The organism is Vibrio sp. 10N.222.49.C9, from assembly GCF_041474985.1.
Lineage (GTDB): Bacteria > Pseudomonadota > Gammaproteobacteria > Enterobacterales > Vibrionaceae > Vibrio > Vibrio crassostreae_C.
This window is the reverse complement of record NZ_JBFRVD010001365.1, coordinates 1-274: the sequence shown is the minus strand read 5'-3', so window position 1 is coordinate 274 and position 274 is coordinate 1. Positions and strand designations below refer to the sequence as shown.

The 274-nt window shown below is 47.4% G+C and carries 1 pseudogene; it reads right to left on the bottom strand.

Features of this window, described 5'->3' with window-relative positions:
• Positions 1 to 274 (bottom strand): annotated as a pseudogene (locus AB4585_RS28315) (tRNA 2-thiocytidine(32) synthetase TtcA); the annotation flags it as partial.

The window sequence follows — 274 nt, the reverse complement described above, 5'->3', positions numbered from 1 at the left end:
GATCACAACGTGTTCGCCGTTGTCTGAAACCAACTTTGGTGGCATAGCTTTCATTCTACCGCCATGAAACATGTTCAAGAACAGTGTTTCTATGATGTCATCGCGGTGATGGCCAAGGGCAATCTTGGTTGCGCCAAGCTCTTTGGCTGTACGATATAAGATACCGCGACGCAGACGTGAGCAAAGAGAGCAGGTCGTTTTGCCTTCAGGGATCTTGTCCTGAACGATAGAGTAGGTGTCTTCTTCTACAATCTTGTATTCAACACCAAGGGTC